This window comes from Paenibacillus jiangxiensis (genome assembly GCF_046098255.1).
Lineage (GTDB): Bacteria > Bacillota > Bacilli > Paenibacillales > Paenibacillaceae > Paenibacillus > Paenibacillus jiagnxiensis.
Window position 1 is genome coordinate 127,505 of the sequence record NZ_JBJURI010000011.1, and the last position, 21,303, is coordinate 148,807.

The 21,303-nt window shown below is 49.9% G+C and carries 18 protein-coding genes; 8 read left to right on the forward strand and 10 right to left on the reverse strand.

Annotated features, from left to right (window positions below; genetic code table 11):
• Positions 1-162: 162 nt before the first annotated feature.
• The 7 genes from ACI1P2_RS12820 to ACI1P2_RS12850 form a co-directional block, all read right to left on the reverse strand.
• Positions 163-2,226, reverse strand: coding sequence for a methyl-accepting chemotaxis protein (locus ACI1P2_RS12820; protein WP_355320245.1), 2,064 nt, complete (start codon positions 2,224-2,226; stop codon positions 163-165).
• Positions 2,227-2,394: 168 nt separating this feature from the next.
• Positions 2,395-3,243, reverse strand: a complete 849-nt coding sequence (gene rhaD, locus ACI1P2_RS12825; protein WP_355320246.1) for a rhamnulose-1-phosphate aldolase — start codon at positions 3,241-3,243, stop codon at positions 2,395-2,397.
• A 138-nt stretch (positions 3,244-3,381) separates the two neighbouring features.
• Positions 3,382-4,836, reverse strand: coding sequence for a stalk domain-containing protein (locus tag ACI1P2_RS12830; protein WP_355320247.1), 1,455 nt, complete (start codon positions 4,834-4,836; stop codon positions 3,382-3,384).
• 193 nt (positions 4,837-5,029) lie between these two features.
• On the reverse strand, positions 5,030-6,034 hold the full coding sequence (kdgT, locus tag ACI1P2_RS12835) for a 2-keto-3-deoxygluconate transporter (protein ID WP_355320285.1): 1,005 nt from the start codon (positions 6,032-6,034) through the stop codon (positions 5,030-5,032).
• Positions 6,035-6,079: 45 nt separating this feature from the next.
• Positions 6,080-7,051 (reverse strand): tripartite tricarboxylate transporter substrate binding protein, encoded by a 972-nt coding sequence (locus tag ACI1P2_RS12840; protein WP_408976216.1) that lies wholly within the window; start codon positions 7,049-7,051, stop codon positions 6,080-6,082.
• 238 nt (positions 7,052-7,289) lie between these two features.
• The gene (locus ACI1P2_RS12845; RefSeq protein ID WP_355320249.1) at positions 7,290-9,599 is read right to left on the reverse strand and encodes a helix-turn-helix domain-containing protein; all 2,310 of its coding nucleotides are present in this window, start codon (positions 9,597-9,599) and stop codon (positions 7,290-7,292) included.
• A gap of 222 nt (positions 9,600-9,821) precedes the next feature.
• A complete protein-coding gene (locus tag ACI1P2_RS12850) occupies positions 9,822-10,169 on the reverse strand; it encodes a hypothetical protein (protein WP_355320250.1) in 348 nt (115 codons plus the stop codon).
• A 228-nt stretch (positions 10,170-10,397) separates the two neighbouring features.
• Here ACI1P2_RS12850 and ACI1P2_RS12855 point away from each other — a divergent pair, with 228 nt between their 5' ends.
• The gene (locus tag ACI1P2_RS12855) at positions 10,398-11,186 is read left to right on the forward strand and encodes a DNA-binding protein (RefSeq protein ID WP_355320251.1); all 789 of its coding nucleotides are present in this window, start codon (positions 10,398-10,400) and stop codon (positions 11,184-11,186) included.
• A gap of 133 nt (positions 11,187-11,319) precedes the next feature.
• Here ACI1P2_RS12855 and ACI1P2_RS12860 read toward each other — a convergent pair whose 3' ends face one another.
• Positions 11,320-12,102 carry a DUF1385 domain-containing protein gene (locus ACI1P2_RS12860; RefSeq protein ID WP_355320252.1) on the reverse strand — a complete coding sequence of 261 codons (783 nt, stop codon included), beginning with the start codon at positions 12,100-12,102 and terminating at the stop codon, positions 11,320-11,322.
• Between the two features lie 235 nt (positions 12,103-12,337).
• Between ACI1P2_RS12860 and ACI1P2_RS12865 the strand changes: the two genes are divergently transcribed.
• Positions 12,338-13,093, forward strand: coding sequence for a YdcF family protein (locus ACI1P2_RS12865; protein ID WP_355320253.1), 756 nt, complete (start codon positions 12,338-12,340; stop codon positions 13,091-13,093).
• Between the two features lie 66 nt (positions 13,094-13,159).
• On the opposite strand, the gene dat is transcribed toward ACI1P2_RS12865, so the two are convergent.
• Entirely contained in the window at positions 13,160-14,014 is an 855-nt protein-coding gene (dat, locus tag ACI1P2_RS12870) for a D-amino-acid transaminase (protein WP_355320254.1), read from the reverse strand.
• 272 nt (positions 14,015-14,286) lie between these two features.
• Here dat and ACI1P2_RS12875 point away from each other — a divergent pair, with 272 nt between their 5' ends.
• Positions 14,287-14,853 carry a 5' nucleotidase, NT5C type gene (locus ACI1P2_RS12875; RefSeq protein WP_355320255.1) on the forward strand — a complete coding sequence of 189 codons (567 nt, stop codon included), beginning with the start codon at positions 14,287-14,289 and terminating at the stop codon, positions 14,851-14,853.
• Here the strand turns inward: ACI1P2_RS12875 and ACI1P2_RS12880 are convergent.
• Positions 14,844-15,185 carry an ABC transporter permease family protein gene (locus ACI1P2_RS12880; RefSeq protein WP_355320256.1) on the reverse strand — a complete coding sequence of 114 codons (342 nt, stop codon included), beginning with the start codon at positions 15,183-15,185 and terminating at the stop codon, positions 14,844-14,846. The two genes, ACI1P2_RS12875 and ACI1P2_RS12880, sit on opposite strands and share 10 nt — an antisense overlap.
• Before the next feature lie 117 nt (positions 15,186-15,302).
• On the opposite strand from ACI1P2_RS12880, the gene ACI1P2_RS12885 reads away from it, so the two are divergent.
• From ACI1P2_RS12885 to ACI1P2_RS12905, 5 genes are all read left to right on the forward strand, one after another.
• Entirely contained in the window at positions 15,303-16,277 is a 975-nt protein-coding gene (locus tag ACI1P2_RS12885; protein ID WP_355320257.1) for an MraY family glycosyltransferase, read from the forward strand.
• Between the two features lie 144 nt (positions 16,278-16,421).
• Positions 16,422-17,828 carry a transcriptional regulator gene (locus ACI1P2_RS12890; protein ID WP_408976213.1) on the forward strand — a complete coding sequence of 469 codons (1,407 nt, stop codon included), beginning with the start codon at positions 16,422-16,424 and terminating at the stop codon, positions 17,826-17,828.
• Positions 17,829-18,183: 355 nt separating this feature from the next.
• Complete coding sequence (locus ACI1P2_RS12895) at positions 18,184-18,360, forward strand: hypothetical protein (protein ID WP_355320259.1); 177 nt, start codon at positions 18,184-18,186, stop codon at positions 18,358-18,360.
• Positions 18,361-18,445: 85 nt separating this feature from the next.
• Entirely contained in the window at positions 18,446-20,071 is a 1,626-nt protein-coding gene (locus ACI1P2_RS12900) for a spore germination protein (RefSeq protein ID WP_408976217.1), read from the forward strand.
• An 11-nt stretch (positions 20,072-20,082) separates the two neighbouring features.
• Complete coding sequence (locus ACI1P2_RS12905) at positions 20,083-21,297, forward strand: Ger(x)C family spore germination protein (RefSeq protein ID WP_355320261.1); 1,215 nt, start codon at positions 20,083-20,085, stop codon at positions 21,295-21,297.
• The last annotated feature ends 6 nt before the right edge of the window (positions 21,298-21,303 follow it).

Below are 21,303 nucleotides of genomic sequence, written 5' to 3' on the forward strand. Positions count from 1 at the left end.
CTAATTATATCCCCCGTTAGTCCTTAAGTCACTGTTTTGGCCTGCAAATTCTTGAATTGTCAGGAAAAAATACATACTATAGACCTAAAAAATAAAGCCTGAAACTCATATTTCTGGTGAGCTTCAGGCTTATTCAAGACTTCAATTATTCATAATCATGCGTTACTCTACCTTGAAACGGGATGCAGATTCAGCCAATGCGCTTGTCAGCTGATCGATGCTTTCCACCATAACCGCCAGCTGATCCACCATGGACGACTGCTCCTGAGCTGTTGCCGTCACTTCTTCCGCCGATGCGGATACTTCCTGTCCGGCAGCCGACAGGCTGTGGGCGGATTCCAGCAGCTCGTCCTTGCTGTGATTCATGGTTGTAACTTCCTGTGCCATCGTTTGAATCCGGCCCGCAATATCCGTTACGTCGTCCATGATAAGCTGGAAGGCATCTTTGGTTTTGCCAACGAACTCATCCTGCATACCGGCAATATTCTGAATTTCACCAACACTCTCATTGCTTTTCTCCACCTGAACAAGGGTTTGCCGGATAATGCCCTCAATCTCCCCTGCCTGCCGAGAAGATTGCTCCGCAAGCTTGCGAATTTCGTCGGCCACCACCGCAAAGCCGCGTCCATGCTCCCCGGCCCGTGCAGCTTCAATAGAAGCATTCAAGGCCAGCAGATTGGTTTGGGCTGCGATTTCATTAATAGCCCCCGTGATCCTGCCGATTTGGGCGGAACTTTCAGCAAGCATGGAAGTAATGGTGGAAATGTTGCTTACTTCCCGTTCATTTCTTTGGTTAACTTCAATCAAGGATTCAATAATTTCGTGATTGGCGTGGAACACATTCATGATGGAAGACGCTCTTTCCCTGATCACTTCCGAGCTGCTGCTGATGGAGACCATTTTGCTGCCAAGCTCCGTAAATTTGCCCACCATATGCTCTGTATTTTGCGACTGGGATTCCATGGCCGTGGATATCTCCGCAGTGGCAATCGATGTTTCTTTTATAGATAATGCCGTTTGCTTGGAGGTCTCTTCCAGCTGTTTGGTGTTGCCGTTTAACACTTCGATCGAACCGTTCATTTGTCCTATGAGCTGCCTGTTATTTTCCGCCATTAAATTAAAGCTGTCCGCAAGATCACGGAATTCACTTTTAAAGTTACCCTCCGCCCGAATGGTCAGATCTCCCTCCGCCTGCTTTTGAAATAGTGCTTTAAGACGAACAATAGGCAGCGTAATAGAGCGGGAAAGGAAGATTCCCACAATGACAGCAACGGCAACAGCGACAATCGTTACGAAAACAATATTCTGCAGCAGCTTCACCAGCGGGCGGATAATATCGCTGTAGCTATCTTCCACAAAAACCGTCCAATCGGCGCCGGGAACTTTGGAATAACGAATGTATTTTTCCTTATTTCCAACGTCGCCTGTCTGAAGCTCCTTGGAAGGCTGTAAACTCAGCGCACTGCCATATTCCGTGGCTTCCAGCACCTTTCCGACATTCGATTCATCCCTGGAGTCGTACACAATAGTGGCGCCACGGCTGATAACAAATATCCGGCCTTCGTTATTGATTTGAATACCCTGAAGCATGTCCACAAACATCGATGTATCAATCGTGCTGATCAATACACCCAGAACACTACTGTCGTCCCCTTTAATGGGCTGTGCGAATACAACCCCCAATTTCCCGGTCGATTTGGATATCAGCGCATCACTGATGACAGGCTCGCCTTTAAGCGCCTCATGGAAGTAATCACGGTCGGAACGGTCTCCTTGCACCGCATCGGGACTGCTGGCAGCCACAACCGTGCCTTTCGTGTCAACCACCACCATCGCCTGAATGCCCAGGCTTCCCTTAAGATCAGCTAGCAGCAGGCTGTTGGCTTCTGGAATAAGCTTATTGTCCGGAGCGAAAAACTCTTCATCGGTTGTCCCCTCACTGCGGGCAAGCAGCAGGTCCTTAAGCACTTTATTATTTGAAGCTATGGACGTGGACTGCTGCTCCAGCTTCACGATGGAATAAATATTTTCGCCGATCCGGTCAGCATTGGCCTTCACTTCATCCATGCTCTTGTCCAGCAGCATCTTTGCTCCGAACAGATACATCACCACACCTGACCCCGCCAGCGCAATGACCAGCAGAATGCTGATGAACAGCGGCAGCTTAACTCGAAGTGAAAGACGTGAAAAAGCGGAATCCCTTTTGACCTTGTTTTGTGTTTTCATTTGATGTCTCCTTTTATTCGAATCCAATACAAATCTTTATGAAGGTATGACATATATATCGGAAGATCTGGTTGAAAAAATTATTGATAAATATATACAAAAAAGACCCCATAACCCGCAGGCTAAAGAGTCTTATGGCTGTGCAGCCTTTATAGCTAAACCTTGATGTCAGACACTTAAAATCCCCCCACAAGGAGCAGCGCCGAAAGCTCTGGCCAGCTCGGCCAGCTCCTCGTCCGTTATTCTCTGCCTGATGTCCTTGCCGGCAATCAGCATATAGATCTGAGCAGCCTTTTCGATCGTTTCAATCAAACCAAATGCCTCGTCCAGCGTACTTCCTGTTCCGAATATTCCGTGATGCGGCCATAACACGGCCCTATGATGCTTCATTTTGTCCGCCGTCGCCCGGCCAATGCTTTCTGAACCCGGCACCATCCAGGGGATAATGCCCACACCCTCAGGAAAGACAACAATGCACTCCGTGCACATTTCCCACAGTGTTTTTGTGAATTTTTTCTCATGTAAATCATGCACAAAACTCATGGCAACTACATGGGTCGCATGATTATGAATGACTGCACGGTGCTGCGGGTCCACCTTCAGGCGCTCAATATGGCTCATAAAATGGGAGGGCAGCTCGCTTGTTGGTACAGCCCTGCCCCGAAGTCCCCATAAAAGCTCGATTTGCTCCCCGTCTGCCGCTACCCGCAGTATACCCAGATTGGCTTCCGGGTCACTGATCACATTCTTGAAGTATTTGCCCGAGCCTGTCACGATAAAATAGGTGCCTGCCAGCTCATGCACCGGAAACGCAAGCTTGATCGTCCGCTGCACCTGATGAATATCGATATATTGGGCAACCGTATCTTCGTCGAGAATGCAGCTGACATTGCCTCCATTCCGTTCATCCCAGCCGAATCTCCACATATCCCGGGTCAGCTCGGCTAGTTCGCGGACAAACGGAATATCAAGACCCGGGATGGCGGCTTCGCCTGTATGAATACCTAAAGTGCTCATGAACTCCACTCCTTGATCAAAGTGTATTTTGCAATTGCTTCTGTTCATAACTATTTACACCTTCAGCGTACTTCCGGATGAGGTTGGAGTCAATTAAATAATCTTCGTTTATGTTGTTTTATTTTTGTTTGTGTCTATTTATTGAAAAGGGGCAACAGCGCCGTCAATCGTCAACGCTCCGGCTTGGGGATTCCATATTATTTTCATTCCGAGCCCCTTTTCCAGCAGCTGATAAGGCACCATTACCGCCCCCGTAACCGCTGTTACCGGTTCAGGCAGCACAGCTTGCTCCGTACCTGTCTTAAATAAACTTTGATTCATCATAAAGGTAACCGTTCGGCCATTGCTGCGAATCTGATATGTCCCGCTTCCGTCTTCGTTTCGTGCAATGGAGAATTCGGCTCCCAGCGCTTGGGATAATGGCTTGACCGGGGCCAGCACGCTGGAATCCGTGACGATGGCCGGAAATATCGAATCAAACCGCCGACCGTTGATCGTTATGTCCACCGCCTGACGTGCGGGAACCGGGCGGTACACCATACCATCCTCCGAAGCTGGCGGCCCGCCGGTTTCATAATACTTGTCTCCGCCCCATCCCCAGACTCTTCCATCCTTCGTGATCGCGAGGTTATGATGAGAGCCTGCGCCAATGTCAGTTACACCCGAAAGTCCGGCGACTTTTCCCTGTTTCCCCGTTACCGTCGATCCGAAGCTGTACACATCGCCATGAGACGTTAATAACAGTACATAACCTTCTCCTGCACGTATGCTCCGTATCGTCAGCTCACCGTGATAACTCTTTGCTTTCCCCCCGCCGTTTAATGTCCATACCTTCCCCTTTGAATCCAAAACGTAAAGTTGATCATTATTGGCGGAAACCTGCTTGATTTTGCTAAAACCCGTTATTTTGGCAGGATGCAGGGAAACAGCCGCATCCGTACCGGTTAAGGCGGACGGCTCACTCCATTTCCACAGGCTTCCGTCCGACTTGACGGCATAAGCATTTCTCCCGTCCGCAGCAACCTGCACCACATGGCTCAACCCCGGAACGGGCGCAGCTTTGCGGGCATCTTGGACCAGTGCTTCATTGCGGTATCGTCCCCACGACCACACTGTCCCATCCTTTAACAAGGCGACACCAAAGTCTTCGCCTGCAGCCACTGCGGCTGCACTGGATACTCCATCAATCTGCCGGGGAAGCAGGGAATGCACCTGCTGATCTGTATAACCGTCTGCTCCTCCCCACTGCCAGACGGTTCCATCCGATTTCACGGCAAGGTTATGACCGCTGCCGTATACGCTCAGCGAGCGAATATCAGACAAGCGCCCAATTCTCACGGGGGCTTCGATACGCCGAAGGTTAACCGTTTCCTGCAGTCCCAGTTCGCCCCACAGGTTCCGCCCCCATACCCAGACCGATCCATCATTTCTAAGCGCGGCCGTATAATATCTTCCTCCTTCAACCTGAATAAACCGTTTGCCGCCATCCTCTGCCTGTGCAGCTAAAGTGAAATGCGGGACCATAAGCGCCGCAAATGTCATTAAAAGGGTTAACGCCGAAACAACCCCGCACCATCTACGAGTTAAACTCAAAATGACACATCTCCTTCTATAATTTTGTCATTCGCATATCATCATAAGTTCTTTCTCCAGCAGGATTCACCTCCCGATACAACAAAAAAACGGACAAAAAAAGAGCAAGAGACCGCCTTCTGGCAAACCCTTGCTCTTTTCTGTTCTTTCACAATCCAATAAACTCCGGTTCACAGCTATTTTCACCTGGATTTCAGGCTTTGGCTTTTTGAAGAGACATCTCGCCGGACCCGGAAATGTTGGCCTTTCCGTTTTTATTCTGGTATTTGGCCCAATAAGCGGTCAGGATCGGCACCAGGATGGAAGTGACAATCACGCAGGCCGCTACCAGCGCGGTCGCGGATTGGGCCACAGGCAGAAATTCAGGCTTCATGTTGGCCACGATAACCGGGTTTGCCACGGCCGCGCCTGCCGTACTGGAAGCCGCAAGGCCGGCGGTTCCGTTGCCGCCGCCAATATATTTGTCAGCCAGCATGAGCGGAATGCCTGTAATGATAATGACCACAATGCCCAGCAGAATCCCGAGCAGTCCTGTCTGCAGGATAACCCCCAGATCGATGGTGCAGCCAAGTGCAAAGCCGAAGAAGGGAATCAGCGTATGCGTCGCTTTTCCGAAAAATTCACGCAAATCATGATCCAGGTTGCCCAGCAAAAAACCGATCAGAAACGGCAGCACTGCTCCGACAAAGGTCTGCGGCTCAAATACTGCAAGCCCGGTGCTGCCTAAAATAAGCATCGTAACCAGCGGACCGGATTCCAGCGACATCAGCACAAACGCGCCCGCTTCCTCCTTGGAGCCGTACTGCTGCATAATGGAAGCATATAAGCCGCCGTTGGTCATATCCATGGCCGCGACCAGAGCCAAAACAGACAGCCCCGCAAAAAATCCGGTCTGAATGCCTCCCACCGGCAGAAAGGTGGAGGCGATCATGGCCACAACCCAGGCGACGGCGATTTTGGTCAATACGAGCGTACCCGATTTTCTGAGCACCGTGCCTGTCGCGCGGACATCGATGGAGGCTCCCATACAGAAAAACCATACGGCCAGAATCGGCACCGTGCCTGTCATCAGCCCGTTGGTAAATGATCCGAAATATTCTCCCGCACCGGCCCAAAATGTATGCACGATAGCACCGATGAACAGGGGAACCAGCATCATTCCGCCAGGAATTTTCTCAATGCTTTGTTTGATTTTCATCATTACCATACCTTTCTTTTCACCGTTGCATGAATTAAAGCGCTCTCATTTTCGGCTCAATCCAAGCTCAGGGATCAGCTTCCCTAACATGTCATGATTTTCTTTCAACTGGCGGCCGAAACCTGCGCCGTCTTTCACCAGCAATCCCAATCCATTCTCTTTCATTTGCTCCTTGAATTCCGGGTCATCGGCTGCTTTCATAAAAGCCTGTGCCAGCACATCTGTAACATCGTCAGGCGTGCCCTTCGGTACCGCGAGCCCTCGCCAGGTTCCCGCGAAGGTGACATCCAATCCGGTGGCCTCCTTCAGAGTCGGAATTTCTGGAAGCGCTTCCGAAGGAACGATATCATTAATAGCCAGCGTACGCAGCTTTCCCTGCTGCACGTAGGTTTTCACTTCGGCCGGGCTTACAGGCACTGCATCCACAAACCCGCTCAGGAGCGCCGATACGGCCGGCCCCGCTCCCTCATACGGGATGTGCGTGAACGTAAGACCGCTTTCTTTTTCCAACGTCGCCGCAGCCAGATGCCATATGCTTCCTGTCCCCGCATTGCCCATCTTGACTTCACCGGGATGGGTTTTGGCGTAATCCAGAAATTCAGCCGCTGTCTTCCACGGCGCGTCCGCCCGCACGGTGATGGCGGAAGGATCGTGATTGATCTGCGCAATCGGCTTGAATTGCTCATAGGTGATCGGAAGCAGCCCGAGATGGGGCAGGATCGTCAGCTCCGTTACCATGCAGGTGACGGTATAACCGTCCGCTTTGGCATCTGCGCCTTCCATTAATCCGATGGCGCCTCCTCCCCCTGTCCGGTTCACGACCACAACCGGCTGGCCGAGACGCTTTTCCGCCGCTTTAGCAAGCGCTCTTGCCATGATGTCGGTTCCACCGCCGGCAGCATACGGGACGACCAGTGTGACCGGTTTGTTGGGAAAAGCAGCCGTACTACGTTGCTCCGCCTTCAAAGTCCAACCTTTCCCTTGAAAGGTTAAGAACCATACTCCCGCCAGCACCACAGCCGCCGCTGCGAGTGCTGTCCAGCTTCTCCATCCTCTGCTTTTCACGTCATCCCTCTTTTCTTCACGTATGCGGCCGTCATCCGGCTTGACCCTCTAATCTCCCCGGTCTTACGGTATCCGTCCTTCCTCACCCCCCGTGCTTGTTCTGAGTGTGACAGCTGGCTTCGTCATATGAGAAGCATTTCACAGCCTCAGTGTAATCCAGGGCGAGGGGGCAATCTATCGTTCAATCTGCTTAAGTATCTTCAAAAATGCCGGAGTGGCGCGGTTTTGGCAGATCTGCATATCCGTTGGAAGATTTGCTGCTTTCCCGGAATTTGCCCGGGGTAACCGCTTTGATTTTACGGAATACACGGATAAAGCTGTTTTCATTTTGATAGCCGACCATGCTGGCGATGCTGGCAATTTTGTGGTCGCTTTCCGTCAACAGCTCACATGCCTTCGTGATGCGCAAATGCGTGAGGTAGTCATATACGGTTGTTCCCGTTTCTTCTTTGAACATGCTGCTGACGGATGACACACTCATCCCGACATGTCCGGCGATATCCTGCAAGCCGATATTCTCCTGCATATGCTCTTCCATGTACTGAATCATGCCCTGCACGCGTTTGTATTCCCTTGTATGGCTGTGAACCTGAACCTGCTCCGCGATTTTGGCGGTAACCTGGCACAACATTTGCTCAATGTCAGTCAAGTCCATCGTCTGCACCTGACTCCAGTTATAGTTGTTAATTTCCTCAGGAGGGTCCATGCTGCGGGCAGCGGTGATGTCCAGAATTTCCTCCAAAATATGATCCGCAGCCCTGTATACCTGCTCTGGTTCAACACCATGCTCACGAATGAGAGCGGCCCATTTCTCCACCGCGGCTGCGTTCGCACCACTGTCTCCGGTCTGCAGCCCCTGAATGATCTCAGCAGACCAAGTCTCCTCTATGTCGCCGTTCATACTGTTATCCCAAGCCTTATGCTCACACACCCGCCCGTAACCTTCGTACAGCCGGTATGCCAGCACCTTGCGCGCAGCGGCATACGACTGCTCCAAAGCAGAAATATCCTGCACCTCCGGGCCAATGCCTGCGGAGACGGATATATTCAGATGCCTGCTTACAATTTCAATCAGCTTCTCCGCGTCCAACCGCAGCTCCCCCGCACCGGCCGCTTCACCCTTCGGCTGCAGCAGCACCACAAAGCTGTCCTTCTTTGCTGTGACACATACCGTCCTCCACGCCGGAGCGAGAACCTCTTCCATAATATTTTGCAGGGCATATTTAAGCAGCATCCTGTCCTCCTCCATAAAAGAAGCCGCCCACTGCCAGTACCGGTCAATGGACACCACCATGACGGTCAGCGGACCTGCGCTCCAATCATGGAAATAGTGGCTCCATTTCGTGCGGACCTCCTTGATGCCAATACAGCGGTTCAGAATGTCCTGGATATATTTGCTCCTCAGCTCGGGCAGGCTTCTTTCCGCCACGAAAGTTCTGCGCTGGAATTCCCCCACCCATTTGCCAATCACGGGCTCCAGATCATACAAGCTGCCCTGCGAGCTGCCGCCGGAAGCCGGATTTAACAGCTGATGGATTCTGCGTAAGGGGCGGAAAGCCGCATAATTATAGTAGTAAATAGCCGAACAGCCCACGATGATCGAGACGAGGGACAGGAAAAGCATCATGTTTCTGGCCAGCTTGACGTTTTTGAGCATATGGTCCATGGGCACCAGAGACACCAGCCTCCAGCCTGTCACGTCCGAGAAGGTCTGGTTGGCCATATATTCCTGGCCCTGCACTTTTACATAGCTGAACGGGCTGACATCAAGCTCATCAATAACCGCGTCCATATCGGATGGTTGAACGCCTGTGTTCAGCTTCGGATAGATCAGTTCCCCGTCCAGGTTGTATACATACTGCTGGCTGGACAGGTGAGTATACATTTGCGAGAAAAACAGGTCGTAATCCAGATTGATAATCACCGCTCCCGCCGCCTTGCCGTCCGCCATCACCGGTCTGACAATGCTCAGCAGCTCGGTGCTGCTGTCCCCCACCTCAGAGCCGAGCCATCTCCGCTTGATCAGCAGCGGGCGTTTCTCGATCTCCTGAATCCATGCAGTCCAGGAAGAATCCCGAGCTTCCTCCCATTTCTCCTTGTAGCCAAAATCACTGGAGACCACGGATTTATGAGCAAAATCGGCTAAGGCAACCGATTGCACCTTTTTATCCGCTGCAGCGCCTGCCAGCAGCTGCTGAACACCGGCAGCCTCGGTCCGCTGCCCGGAAGACCCGGCATTCATATAGGACAGAATTTCCGGACGGTACGACAAATCCACCGCTTTCTCATCCGCCTCCCGGAAGGCACGGTTCGTAACATCCATATTGATTTGCAGCAGCTCCACGTTAGGCGCATTCAGCTCGGTATCCAGACCCTCCCGGTAGCGGACGTACGACCCCAGCCCAATCATCGTAATCAGCAGGGATACGCATAATGTGAGCAGCAGAATCAGCCTTGTCTGTTTGTTTTTCAACATATATCTGAATTTAAAACGAATCATGTATGTTTCATCCTTCCATGCTGGCAATCTAGCAGAAGTGCCGGCCTGAAGCGGCCTGCATTGTCAAATATATGAATTCGCTTTCTTGCAAGAAAATGGATATCTTAATCTATTGTAGCTAATTCTCAACGGAATTGCAGTGCCGTATTTTACACATGGCTGGAAAACAAAAAGACGGCAGACAACGCTGCCGCTTTTTAGAAAAGTGTGGAAGGGAAACTATTATTTTTTATCGACCAGCAGCATATGCACCGGCTTTAACGACATGGCAGGACGGATTGCTTCCTCCGAAATGACCTTCAGCTTGAGCAGGCTTGAGATTTTCGCTGGATCCGCTTTGGACAGCAGACGCCAAACCGTGGGATCAGCAAGCGCCTCGTACAGCTTGTCGTCATCGTATTCCCTGTGGTTCTTCTGCACCAGTTTCAGTGTATACCCGCCTGACTCGAACTCGCTGATTCCAAGGTTTTTGCAGTATGCGGTGATTTCCTCGCGCAGAGCCGCCAGCTCCTTCTCCGTCTCCTTCTGCCGCTGCTTCAGCAGATAATAGCGCTTCACGTTTATATCCATCCTCTCCCCTCCTCTGCTATGTATGTATGCTGCCGGGCGTTTTTTTAGGACAGACGGATAAAGCGCGCACAGAGGAACTTATATATTCATGAGATTTTCTATTCTGCCTGGATCTGGAACAAATTAACTTGGTTTAATTTACTATATTCTTTTATATTCTCCATATATTGATGAAATTATAAACATCTTTTATACTTCTTATATCCGGGGATTGAGGAGGAGTAACATTTGGACGAGAGCAACCGTTCCGGAATTGAAGATCTGGACACCCTTGTTAACATGCTGAAAATGGCCTTTGCATTTGAAAATTGGGACAAGATCATAGAGCTGTCCGAAGACTTGCTCTCCCTTGTCTCCCTTAACGAAAACGGCAGATTAAAGTCGAACCGTACAAGGCCATTGGTGTATTACTACGGTTATGGTCATATGATGAAAGGCCAGGCTCTGACAAAGCTGCAGCAGTATGACCAAGCCAGGGTATGCATTGAGAAATATGCCGAGCTGGGCAGGTACAGCAATCTTGATGAGCACGATCATGAAGAAGTGGAATACTTTCGTTGCAAGGCCACAGCCCATCTGTTTGAAATCAACATGCTTTCCGGACATATGGAGGTGCTTGAGGATTATGTCCGCTTTTTGCAGGAAAATCCCATTGAGTCGCTGTCCGGCCTGACCACGATTGTGAAGGCCGCCCATAAGCACGGATTAAACGTTGACGCCATTCTGGAGCAATTCTCCGGACAAATCCGGGAATTCGGAAATACGGATGAACCCGCCATTCTGGCCTTTTACCATTCCTTTCTGCTGGAGCTGGCCAAGTACCAAATCAGCCGGGATGAACAAGGTGCCGCGGCGGAAAGCATTTTGACCGTGCTGGAAGCGGCCGAGAACATGGAGAATCATAGCAGTTTCAGAAAATGCGCCGCCCTGTTCGAGCTGATTCGTGACTCAGCATCCCCGGCGCACAAGGAACGTTACAGAGGCATGATGCGGGCAGTTGTAGAAAAAGGGCTGTAATCAAATAAGCTGGCTTCTCTAGGGGACGCCAGCTTTGTTTTGTTATAAATCATACACTGATATATAGTTCTATAAGACTAATATTTTCCCTTCAATCACAGGCCGTTTCCAGTGCCCCGGGCCGTTTCTAAATTCATTTTTCTGCAGTACACTCTTCCTTATCTTTCTTTTCCAGCTCTTTCAATTTCATATAACAAGCAATCCCCACTTCCAGATGCTGCTCAGCGGGCTTGGATGTAAACAGATAATGCTGCGCCAGAGAGCCAAACCAATAGAAAGGCCTCAGAAGAGTATACAAAAAACCTTCCGATACAATAAATATCTCATAACCAACGGCAAAAGAAGCCGCAAATCTAAGATAGTACCCTATTGGCACAGGTATCAGCAGCAGATATACCATGATTATAAAGATGGTCAGATTTGTTCCGCAATTAGGATTCACCCTGCTTTGCTTTCGAACTTCGTCCAGGTTAATTTCCAGTCCTTGCTCCCAAGCATTGATGGTCATATGTTCTGCGGCGTGATACTTCCCGAGAGGACCAAACATAATGGAGGCGAGTATAACCACAACTGCAATGGACAGAACAGTGGCGAGCAGGTACAGGATTATTCCCAATAATGAACCGGACGACTGGGAAGATGAAGGAACAAAATAGGCGAATAAATAAATGAGAAACGCAGATATATTAAGGAATGCTATTATTTTATCGTAAAAGATCAGCTCTAGCATCAGCAGAATTCCCCTGAGAAACGGGATGTGCCCCATCCGGTCTTTCCAGCTTTGAATGACAGAATCCTCCAGCTTGACCTCCTCAAATTCGACTCGCCCATCCAGCTGACGCCTCGCCTTAACGATATAATGCTCCCCTTTGAGCATAACTCCATTCCGTAGAGCCTGTCCTCCGTATATCTCCATTCGATCCCCTCCTGATACTACATAGCATTTCTTATCTATATAGCCTCATCATAAGCGGTCGATGTGACTATAGCCTAATTACTTTATCAATCATACTAAATCTCCTTCTTGGCTGATTCGTTAAGATTCGCGTTAAAAATAGAGACTTCCTTCCTATATGATTAACATTTTTAACGGTACATCATTTCCCATGCTACAATACTACCAAATCAATCATGCAAAGGCGGTAGTTTCATTGATTTATCTTATCAAATTCGTTTACAGCTTCATTCTGCCTCCCGGGCTGTTCGTACTGCTGCTGCTGGCGCTTGCGGTATGGCTGTGGCGATGGAGGCGGGAGTGTAAAGCGGCTTCGGTTTTGCTGGCAATTACACTGCTATTCTATTTATCTTCCACCTATTTAGTGGGGGACGCGCTGATTGCCGGACTGGAAGATGATTATCCGCAGCCTTCCTCCATACAGGGCGACGTTATCGTCGTCCTAGGGGGAGGCGCCGCATCCGGGACACCGGATGTGGATGGGGAAGGTAATATGTACGGATCGGCGGCCAACCGGCTTATTACCGCGGTGCGGCTGCATGAACAGACAGGATTGCCTATTCTGTTCTCAGGAGGCCAGGTTTTTACGGACAGCGGCAATGAAGGGGATATCGCCCGCCGGCAGCTGCTGGGGATGGGTATCCCGGACAGCAGCATTCTGATAGAGAACCGGTCGCTCAATACGGAGCAGAATGCGCAGAATACGGCAGCTCTTTTGCGGGAGAAAGGGTTGTCCCGGCCTGTGCTCGTGACCTCCGGCTTCCATATGACCCGGGCGGTTCTGCAATTTGAGAAGACGGGCGTTCCGGTGCAGCCGTACCCGACCGACTATCTGGTCAGCAGGCCGATGAAGATGTACGCCGGCAGACTGTCCCCCTCGGCGGGGGCGATGTCCAGTACGGGACTTGCGCTGAAGGAGTACTTGGGGATATTGGCGGCCAGGCTGAAGTAGCGGAAAAAAACCTCGTTCCAGGTACAGGACAGACGTCCACGGTACTGAGAACGAGGTTTTTGTCATTCAACCAAGCAGCTCCGCCGCTGCCGCCGGTTTGATTTTCTGCTCAAATCCGTGCTGCAGCAGTTGGGTAATGACACCCGGAATTCCGGAGCCAACCTTGATGCCATTGATGATCGTGACCGGCATCACTTCCTTGGTCGTGCTTGTAACAAACACTTCATCAGCATCCATCAGCTCTTCAAGGGTAAAGCCTGTCGTCCGGTACGGAATACCACTCTGCTTGGCCAGCCGTTCCACCACCTGCTTGGTAATTCCGTCCAGAATCAAAGGTCCGTTCGGATGTGTAATAATTACGCCTTTTTTGACAATCATCACATTGGAAGCGGTGCATTCCGTAACCCGCCCGTCACGGACCAAAACGGCCTCTTCCGCCCCTGCATCCGCCGCCTCCTGCCGTGCCAGCGTATTGGCCAGCAGATTCAGGGATTTAATATGACATTTGTGCCATCTTTCATCATCGAGTGTAATCGTGGCAATGCCTTTTTTCAGCTGCTCGACAGGACGCGCAACCTCTTCGCAGTATCCAAGCATAACCGGCTCGGCCGATTCGGGAAGCAAATGCGACCGCTTCGCCGAACCCCGCGTAATCTGGAGATACAAAATTCCGTCCTTCTTCCCGAACGTTTCGGCCAGGGAATCCACCATGCCGGACAGCTCAGCTTCACTCCATGACAGAGTGATTCTCACTTCGCGCAGGCTTTGAAACAGCCTGTTCAGATGCGCCTGCTTCTCGAACAGCTTGCCGTCGTAAATCCGGAACACTTCATAAATACCGTCACCGAAATAGTAGCCGCGGTCCAGGTAAGAGACCTGAATTTCATCTTCCTGTACGAGTCTACCGTTCCATAAAAACATGATCTCCACTCCTGTCATAGTGAATTTAATTGGCATAAGAGGCCGCTTACACTTTGCGGTTCATCCCAGTGGGCATTCAAATACAATCTTGCTGAAGTATGCATTTGTTGTATTTTTACTTATTAAATGATTTTTACACTTCACCGTCAACTGTTAATTTCAGATAAACGCTTTACTGTACCGGACTGCTTGGCACTGCCATGCTGTGTTACAATGCAAGAAGTAGCTGACAGACACATTTCAGTCCATTAAAAACCAGGAGTTGTACTCAAATGCGTAAAAAAATAGTAGCCATCGATATGGATGATACGATCTGCCACCTTGTTCCGAAAGCGATCCATTATCATAATTTGCTGTACCCTGATCTGCCGCTGACGATGGAGCAGATGATCAGCTTTGATATGTCAGGCATTTGGCATCCCCAGTGCACTGAGGATATCTTTTTTGGAAGACCGGGCCTGTATGAAGAACTGGAAATTTTCGATGAGTATACTGTAGAGGAAGTCAGGAAGATTGCCGCAGAACATGACGTCATTATCATAACGGCGGCCAGACCGTCCTCTGTCGCAGAGAAATGGAACTGGCTGCAGCGGCAGATGCCGTTCATTCCGTTCGAGAACTTCTTCGTGGCCAAGCGGAAGTACCTGCTGAACTTTGATCTGCTCATTGATGACGGGCCACATAACCTGCTTCCGGCCAAAGCTGCCGGCAAACAAACCATCGGCATCCCCCGCCCCTGGAACAAGCATGTCCAGGATCAATTTATAATGAAGGATTCCTGGCAAGGTATGAGCGATCTAGTCAATCGGTTGCTGACAGGGCAGACAAGTCAGGGCTGAATAAAAGGCATTTTTAAAGTATACACTATTGCGGGCAGTTGCCTGCATACCGATGCAAGCGGATAAAGCACCAGATTAGCAGCATCATACATGTCATCGGCAGGAAAGCTGTATCCATCTGTAGGAAAGCTGTATCCAAAGTCACCCTGAGTCCAAAAACGGATAAACTGCTCTATTTTAGAGCTTTCCTGGCGCTTATCAAGGCCATATTGAAGCATAAGCCTGTTCATGGTCTCCTCATCTACCTCGACCGGGTCTGCCGATACCTGTTGCGGAATACTTAAGGTGATGAACAGCAGAAGCATCACAAGCCGGCTTGTTTGTCTCAGCATAGTACCCCCCCGCTTTCGTGGATTTTTCACGTCAAATTTGCTAGATTGCCCGCATCGTCATATAATCAGCTTTAAGCAATCTTCATTGCATTACCGAAACTACATAGGAGGACCGATATGTTATTGCTAGTTTCTGCCATGCTGTCTTGTTTGCTGGTCGTACTGCTGATCCCTCCCCTTCGTAAATTAGCTGTTAAGATTGATTTTGTTGACAAACCACGCCCTGATCTGGAGCGGAAAATCCACCGTGAACCGATACCGCTTACAGCCGGAATTGCCATCTTTGTCGGTTTTTTTGCCACTTATTTCATTTTTGCCGGCTTTACAGGTGACGGGCTGACCGGAAAATCGGTGGCCATTTTTTGCGGAAGCCTGCTCATTCTCGGCATCGGTATGCTGGATGACTGGTACAAAACCCGGGGAAAAGAGCTGGCCTCCCTGCCGAAAATGATCGTTCAGGTGACTGCTGCACTTATTGTTTATTCTTCAGGCATCGCTTTTGAAGGCTTCAACAATCCATTCAACGGTCATTATATCAACCTCCCGGAATGGCTGCAGCTAATCCTGACCATTTTGTGGATTTTCGGCGTGACAACGGTCATTAATTTTTCCGACGGGATTGACGGCTTGGCCGGCGGCCTGTCCGCCATCTCAGGGGGTACCCTCTTTATTGTAGCCCTGACCATGGGACAAAGCGAGTCGGCGTTGATGTCGGTCATTCTCGTGGGTTCCGCAATCGGGTATCTTCGCTATAACAAGCCGCCAGCGCGTGTATTCATGGGAGACGCCGGAGCCACCTTCCTTGGCTTTATGCTGGGAATTATCGCGTTGGACGGAGCTTTCAAAGGGGCCACGCTCGCTTCCTTGTTCATCCCGATTTTTGCGCTGGGCGTCCCGATACTGGACAATATCATCGTGATCATTCGCAGACTGATCCAGCAAAAACCAATCTATAAAGCCGATGCCTCCCAGGCTCACTACCGGCTGCTTGCAACAGGACTGAACCAGACCCAGACGCTTGTATTCCTCTGTCTGCTCAATGTTTGCTTCGGGCTGACCGCCATTATTCTTGCACTTCAATCAGATATGTAGCTTCGCCCTATCATTGATCCACCTTTACCGGTGGATCAAATTTTTAAATCTCCTGAATACAGACATGTTCTGCGCCGCCAAAAAACATTTGACCAACTTGAAATATATGGTTATATTTGTAACATAATAGCAATTTTATCAGGGGTGGTTTATTTGAACGATACAACCACGATTCGCTCCGAATTGGAGGGTTATATAAAACAGCATAACCTGAACATTACCCAGTTTAGCAAACTGGCAGGTTTAAACCCAGGTACAATGAGCGCCATTTTGAACGGAAACCGGGTGATGGCCGTCAATCAGTTGGACCGGATTACCGCAACGTTGACCCTGCCTGACGGTTATTTCTATGAACAATATATACAGGAATATTTAAATGAGGCTTCTCCGAACTGGCGCCGAATCAGACCGTTTCTGTACCGCTGTTCCGAGCTGGGTAAGCTGGAGTGCATCCGGCAGGTTTTGGAGTTATTAATGGACAATTTGCTTTATTCCCCCTTGCTGTTTGAAACGGCAGAGGTCTTTTTTCAGGAGGGCCAAAAGGAAGCGGCCATCCTCTTATTTGAATGCGTGGCCGCAAATGAGCGAAGCCAGTATTCGGAGCGGCTTGCTTTCTGCCAGTATCGTCTGTTCACCCTTAAATTGGGGGATGACCAGGAGCAGAATTTATTGGTTACCCATCAATTTGAGCCATATGTTGACCGTCTTGACGAGACGGATCAGTTGGATGCGCTGAAGGATTTGGTAAATACATACCGCTCTTTGCGGCAGTGGGATAAAGTAAAAGATCTCGCACAGCAAATGGGACACAAGGCGCGGATTCAATACAAGCTGGAGCAGCGGCAGACAAGGAAGAACAGCAGCGAAACTAAAAAAGCATCCAAACCGTTATTTGTCTATATTGCTTATTCCAGCTTGTTGCAAGCTGCTGTTTGTGATGCAAGAAAAGATTACAAGCAGGCGCTGCGTTTTACTTATGACTATGCGGATTTAAGCTGGGTGAAAGAAACGGACCCTGAATCTGTGCATTGGAAGGGCCTTTTTGAGCACTGGGCGCAGGTCAATACCTATGTAAACAAATTAATGATGGGGGATATCAGCATACTTCCCAAGTATGTAGAATATATTGGAGGTAAAAAAGAAATATTTGCAGAGCTCCTGAACATTGTGGAGGCAGCCAATCTTTACAATATCGATGTCGATCCTATCCTTGACCGGTTTAGCGATGCCATCATGTCCTATGAGCAGCAGCCAGGCTCAGGTGATGTCTACACCCAGCAGGTCATTCCCGAACAAGCCACACGCTTCTGGTATGAACTCGCCAAATATTACTTGAGAAATGGGCACTTCTCCAGCGGGTTCAGGTACTTGTTTAAGGCAATGGAAAAGTCTTCGGAAATTAATAATAAAACGGTCATTATTAATTGCGTAGGCTTGTATGAGCGCTTTAAAAACTTCGCTGTGGACGAAATCCAGCACCAGTACCAATTTTACATCAAAAAGGTGTGGGCAGAAAATGAAAAAAGCGATCCCATTGTCAGTAATTATTAGCCTTGCATTTCTTCTCTCCCCTTTAGTCCAAGCTCTGAACATGCTCAGTGAAACTGCCGAGCAGGTTGGAGGGGTGTAAATTCAAGAGACGGTTGACAGAATTGCTCTAATTCTGCTCAATCGTCTTTTTTATTTGCCGCAGGACAACAAAGCCGACTGCTTTGGCAATCGGCTCTTGGGCGAGAAACTTTTGCCGGGTCACTCGCACTTTTATTTTAACCCGTAACGCCTTTTTTTGGCCTGCATCCGTTTTTTGCAACACAATAAATTTTAGCTGTCATGAAACCAGCCTGACTGAGGCATAATCATTACGTTCGCTGTACACCCTATCCTCAATAGGAAGGAGCTGACGTTAATGCCATATGATCGTGAACCTGATGCAACGGATGGAAATCCGAAGACTGAGTATGAAGATACCCGGCCTCACATGAGAACGGGCTTCTTCCCGACACAGCCGGACCGGACCGCTCTTCCTTCGGAGGACGACAGAAGCGCACAGGATTCCGCTCCAACACGTGACGATCAAGCATAACGGATTTGCCGATCAGCAGGTCTCCTTCCGGGAGAGCCTGCTGATTGACGTATTGGCAATACCAAAAAAGGAGAACACTTTCATTATGCTTCAGTTTTTAAACCAACTGCTGTTTCAACAACGAAAAAAAAAGAACGGCACCGACAATAAAAAACAGCAAGCTTCGGCCCCGCAAACCAGTACAACAACCACGGAGGAGCCTGTCAGTTCTTCGCTGATGGATACCGTTGCTTATTTAAAATATAAAATGGGGGGAAGCTCCGATTTTATCGTCCGGGAATTTCGGGATTCCGACGGCGTTTCCAGAGTTGCTGTTATCTACATAAATGGGCTCATTGATCAGCAGCTCATAAGCAAGCTTATGGAGGGGATTGTCTCGGACGAATATAAACAGCTCTCCCAGCAAACCAATCCCGCCGAATGGCTGAAAAATCAGCTGCCCATTGGTGACGTTCGAACGATCTATGGCAAAGAAGAACTGCTGCATGCTATTCTGGCAGGCCAGACCGCCATTATTATTGACGGGGTGCACTGCGCATTCACTGCTCCCATACAAGGCGGAGCCCGGCGGTCTGTAGAGGAACCGTCTTCACAAACCGTCGTACGCGGTCCCAAAGAGGGCTTCACGGAAGACATCGGGACCAACATAGCCCTGCTGCGGCGCAAGATCCGATCCGCCGATCTGAGATTGGAGTCCCGCACTCTGGGCCGCTATACACAGACCAAAATTGCTGTTGCATACATTCAGGGGATCGCCGACCCGGAAGTGGTCAAGGAAGTATCCAGACGTTTGGATACCATTCATACCGATAGCATATTGGAAGGGGGTTATATCGAGGAGTTTATTCAGGATGGTGTAATCTCTCCGTTTCCTACCCTGCTGAATACTGAGCGTCCCGATGCAATTGCCGGGGGGCTGCTGGAAGGATTAGTCGCCATATTTGTTGATGGAACCCCGTTTGTCCTGCTTGCACCCGTTACATTTTTCAGGTTTTTTGCCTCCCCGGAGGACTATTACCAGGGCTTTTACCTGGCCTCCTTTTTACGGATCATACGCTTCGGCTCCTTTCTTGTCGCGTTGCTGCTTCCGTCCCTGTACATTGCAACGACAACCTTTCAGCAGGAAATGCTGCCAACGACGCTGCTCATCAGCCTGGCGGCCCAGCGGGAAAACACACCTCTGCCCGCTCTGCTTGAAGCTTTCGTTATGGAGCTGACCTTCGAGATTATACGTGAAGCAGGGGTGCGAATGCCGCGGGCGATCGGCCCCGCCATCTCCATCGTTGGGGCGCTTGTGCTAGGGCAGGCTGCCGTACAGGCGGGACTCGTGTCAGCAGCCATGGTCATCGTTGTCTCCTTTACGGCGATCTCGAATTTCGTGCTGCCTTATATTAATATGGCCGCGTCGATAAGACTTCTGCGGTTCATCCTCATGATACTTGGCGGTTCGTTTGGCTTATACGGTATTCAATGCGGATTAGTTCCTATTATGACGCATCTGGTTTCACTGCGTTCGTTTGGTGTTCCGTATTACACACCGGTGAGCCCGGTCTATTTCCACAGTCTGAAGGACTTGGTTATTCGCACGCCCTGGTGGAGGTTGAAGTCGCGACCCGCCATTCTTGGAGATCAAAATCCGATGCGCCAGGCAGCAGAACCGGATTCGTTTGCACAGCAGAAGCGGAACCATGAACGGGATCCACTGCCTTAAGGAGGCTAATCATGTACCGAATGGGAATGTCAGGAATTGCGCTTTTGATGGCAGTCATCCTCACCGGCTGCTGGAACCGGACGGAGCTGAATGAACTGGCCATCACAACAGCGACGGGACTAGACCGCTCGAAGGACGATTGGATTGTCAGCTACCAGAGCATTGTTCCTTCTACAGTGGCTTCTTCTACCGGAGGATCATCGGGAGGAGGCTCTCAGCCTGCCGTCCATACGTTTTCGCTTCGAACGAAAACCATCCATCAAGCGATGAACGACAGCAGCATGGAAAGTCCACGCCGGGTTTATGTGGCCCACAATCACGTGCTTATCATTAGCCAAAAAGCTGCTGAACAAGGACTCAGTGAATTGCTGGATTATTACCTCCGCAGTCCTGAAACCAGGGAGACGGTGGGTGTGGTGATCACGGAAGGTCAGGCCAGCGATATGCTCAAGAACATGATCCCCCCCGAAAAGATTCCAGGAATGAGCCTGTCAAACATTCTGGATAGAGAGACGGAAAACGTATCCGTCTATCCTTCAGTTTCCGTGTTTGAATTTGCACAACATTTTTATTCGGACGCAGGCGGACAAATCGTGCCGATGATCGGGCTAACAGGACAACAAAGCACTAAAAACAAGGACAAGCTGAGGTCGCTGGACATTCTCAAGAAAACGTCGGCTCCGGTCAAGATTACGCTCACCAAAGCGGCCGTTTTTAACGGAGACCGCTTAGTCGGATTTCTGAACCGCAGCGAGAGCTACGGTCTCTCCTGGCTCAACAGAAAGGTCAGAGGCACCGAACTACCCCTTCCCTGCTCCACATCCGAAAGCTCCGGCAGACTGGGATCCGTCAGAATCAACAAAGTAAAGACTCATTTTAATCCTGTAAAAACAGGCTATCATTATACGATGCAGGTTCAAGTAAAGGTTAGAGGTGTCTTGTACGAATCCGCCTGTCAGCAAGACCTGTCCAAACCGGAAGCTATCCGCGGCCTCGAGGCCATACTGGAAAAACAGATTGAAAAAGACATTCATACCGGCTGGGACAAAATACAGAAGCTTGGGATAGATGCCTTGGGCTTTGCAGATAAAGTGCACCGAAAGTATCCCGGTCAATGGAAGAGCATCAGGGAAGAATGGCCCCGGGAATTTAAAAAGATGGATCTGGATGTCCAAGTAAAGGCAACCATCAGACGAACAGGACTTCTAAAGAAAACGTTGAAATAAAGGAGC

What these genes read in the sequence shown, in the direction of transcription:
- ACI1P2_RS12880 (WP_355320256.1), bottom strand. Translation starts at nt 15,185, where the DNA reads ATGCTGAGACAAACAAGCCGGCTTGTGATGCTTCTGCTGTTCATCACC.
- ACI1P2_RS12905 (WP_355320261.1), top strand. Translation starts at nt 20,083, where the DNA reads ATGTACCGAATGGGAATGTCAGGAATTGCGCTTTTGATGGCAGTCATC.
- dat (WP_355320254.1), bottom strand. Translation starts at nt 14,014, where the DNA reads ATGTTTTTATGGAACGGTAGACTCGTACAGGAAGATGAAATTCAGGTC.
- ACI1P2_RS12895 (WP_355320259.1), top strand. Translation starts at nt 18,184, where the DNA reads ATGCCATATGATCGTGAACCTGATGCAACGGATGGAAATCCGAAGACT.
- kdgT (WP_355320285.1), bottom strand. Translation starts at nt 6,034, where the DNA reads ATGAAAATCAAACAAAGCATTGAGAAAATTCCTGGCGGAATGATGCTG.
- ACI1P2_RS12900 (WP_408976217.1), top strand. Translation starts at nt 18,446, where the DNA reads ATGCTTCAGTTTTTAAACCAACTGCTGTTTCAACAACGAAAAAAAAAG.
- ACI1P2_RS12850 (WP_355320250.1), bottom strand. Translation starts at nt 10,169, where the DNA reads ATGGATATAAACGTGAAGCGCTATTATCTGCTGAAGCAGCGGCAGAAG.
- ACI1P2_RS12875 (WP_355320255.1), top strand. Translation starts at nt 14,287, where the DNA reads ATGCGTAAAAAAATAGTAGCCATCGATATGGATGATACGATCTGCCAC.
- rhaD (WP_355320246.1), bottom strand. Translation starts at nt 3,243, where the DNA reads ATGAGCACTTTAGGTATTCATACAGGCGAAGCCGCCATCCCGGGTCTT.
- ACI1P2_RS12820 (WP_355320245.1), bottom strand. Translation starts at nt 2,226, where the DNA reads ATGAAAACACAAAACAAGGTCAAAAGGGATTCCGCTTTTTCACGTCTT.
- ACI1P2_RS12845 (WP_355320249.1), bottom strand. Translation starts at nt 9,599, where the DNA reads ATGATTCGTTTTAAATTCAGATATATGTTGAAAAACAAACAGACAAGG.
- ACI1P2_RS12860 (WP_355320252.1), bottom strand. Translation starts at nt 12,102, where the DNA reads ATGGAGATATACGGAGGACAGGCTCTACGGAATGGAGTTATGCTCAAA.
- ACI1P2_RS12885 (WP_355320257.1), top strand. Translation starts at nt 15,303, where the DNA reads ATGTTATTGCTAGTTTCTGCCATGCTGTCTTGTTTGCTGGTCGTACTG.